This is a genomic window from Ureibacillus galli, from assembly GCF_014836845.1.
Classification (GTDB): Bacteria; Bacillota; Bacilli; order Bacillales_A; family Planococcaceae; genus Ureibacillus; species Ureibacillus galli.
Genome location: NZ_JACSQA010000066.1, coordinates 1 through 2,040, shown reverse-complemented (window position 1 = coordinate 2,040; position 2,040 = coordinate 1). Strand labels below are relative to the sequence as shown.

At 33.6% G+C, this 2,040-nt stretch carries 3 protein-coding genes; all 3 read left to right on the top strand.

Annotation, left to right across the window (positions count from 1 at the left end):
• Window positions 1-158, top strand: a 158-nt coding sequence (locus H9636_RS19515; protein ID WP_191709095.1) for an LPXTG cell wall anchor domain-containing protein, incomplete at its 5' end; no start/stop codon positions are given.
• 163 nt (window positions 159-321) lie between these two features.
• Window positions 322-1,176: a hypothetical protein gene (locus tag H9636_RS18890; protein WP_191709094.1), complete on the top strand. Its 855-nt coding sequence runs from the start codon at window positions 322-324 to the stop codon at window positions 1,174-1,176.
• A gap of 54 nt (window positions 1,177-1,230) precedes the next feature.
• A complete protein-coding gene (locus tag H9636_RS18885; RefSeq protein ID WP_191709093.1) occupies window positions 1,231-1,953 on the top strand; it encodes a class A sortase in 723 nt (240 codons plus the stop codon).
• Window positions 1,954-2,040 lie beyond the last annotated feature (87 nt).

Here is a 2,040-nt window from a genome sequence, read left to right as displayed (position 1 = left end):
AACATCCAGAAAAAACACCAGATACAACCGACGATCAAGACAAATTACCTCAAACAGGTGAAAAACAAACAAATTATTTTGTAACAATCATCGGCTTACTGATGATTGGAGCAGCATTGTTTGGTCTTGTGAAAAGAAAAAGATATTCAACAAAATAAGTTTTAAAGCTAATAAAATAGCACCTAAAGGGAAGTACTTTAGGTGCTATTTTTAGAATGAAATAGAAATAAAAGAAAATCCATTAGTATGGAGCTTTCATTGTCAAGATTTCAATACAAACTAAGAAATGACTAAAATTTACTGAGAGCTGGTGAAGGCAAAATGAAAAAATTATTATTTGTAACAGATTTATATTATGAAGCGAAAGGATCACGTGTCTACTGTGAAGAAGACATCTACCTTACTTCTCAACTAAGAAAAGATTTTCAAATAGTGATTTGTCATCCAGAAGATATGGAAAACTTTGAGGCAGATTGTGACTTAATATTATATCGAAATGTTGGGCCGGTCGCGCGTTTTAAAGAAAAGTATCAAGCTTTTCGTAATCGAATTATTGCGAATGAGTTAAAGACTTATAATTCATTTACTGGTAAAGGTGATATGAATGGAAAACAATATATCATTGACTTAACAAATGCTAATTTCCCTGTTATTCCTACAATTGATACGTTGGATGATTTACATAAACTGCCGAATGTAGAAACTTACATTATGAAACCGAAAGATGGGGCAGATTCTGTAGGATTTGAATTTGTTTCTAAAAATCAGCTAAATGCAAAAGTAGACTCAAATAAAAGTATGTTAATACAGCCTTTTGTAGACTTTGAATATGAAGTATCTTTCTATTTTATAGATAAAGTTTTCCAATATGCTCTTTATGCACCAAACAAAGATAAGCGTTGGGAACTGAAGGCATATGTCCCAACAGAGGAAGATTTAGCATTTGCCCAACGTTTTGTTGATTGGAATGACCTTGATTGGGGGATCGAACGAGTGGATGCGTGTCGTACAAAAGAAGGAAACCTTCTACTAGTGGAACACGAGGATTTAAATCCGTACTTGTCTTTGGAACTGTTATCGCCTGAAATCCGTGATAACTTTGTTGAAACATTAAGAAAATCACTATTAAAAGTGTCTGAATCAACTCAAACCGTTTTATTAGCTAAATCATTTTAGTTTATTTAGTATAATGGGATAAATTAGGAATCTTTTTTACGTAAGGAGAAAAATATGAAGGAAAATAAAAAGAAACTCAAAGTAATAAAAAACATAGTTCTTTTGATGTTTCTATTTATTGGAATTTTATTAGTGTTCCGAGATTCGATTGAAAATTGGCTTGTTTCAATGGGAATCGATTCATTAGGAATCGGTGATTTAAGTGCAGATGATTTGGAAAACAATAATAATCGAAATACCTCTTTTGATTTTGGAGAGGCATCAGAATTAGATTTACAAACGGTTTTAGAGGCGAACTTCAATAGAGATGAAATCACGGTCATTGGTGCCATAAGTATTCCAAGTGTCAAAATGAATTTGCCAATTGGAAAAGGAACTTCCCGTTATACTCTAGCTTTAACTGCGGGGACGATGAAAGAGGATCAAGTAATGGGCGAAGGCAACTATGCTTTAGCTGGACATCATATGACAAGGAAAGATTTACTTTTTAGTCCGCTGTATGAAGTGGAGATGGGAGCAGCCGTTTATTTAACTGATTTGAAATACGTCTATGAATATCAAATAGACGAGCAAAGGACAATAGAAGCAACAGAAGTCGAAGTAATTAACGACATAGCAGGAGAGACCATTTTAACCCTCATTACTTGTGATAAAGAGGGGGAAGCTAGGTTGTTAACTAGAGGCCACTTTGTTAAGAAAATACCGGTAGAAGAGGCATCAAAGAAAATTATCGATGCGTTTAATTTGAAATTAACGAATACATCAAGATCACGGTAAATATTTTATGAAAGAGGCTGGGACAAAAACCCTCCTCTAAATAAAAAAAGCCGGTGAAATTTTACGAAAAGTAAAATTTCACCGGCT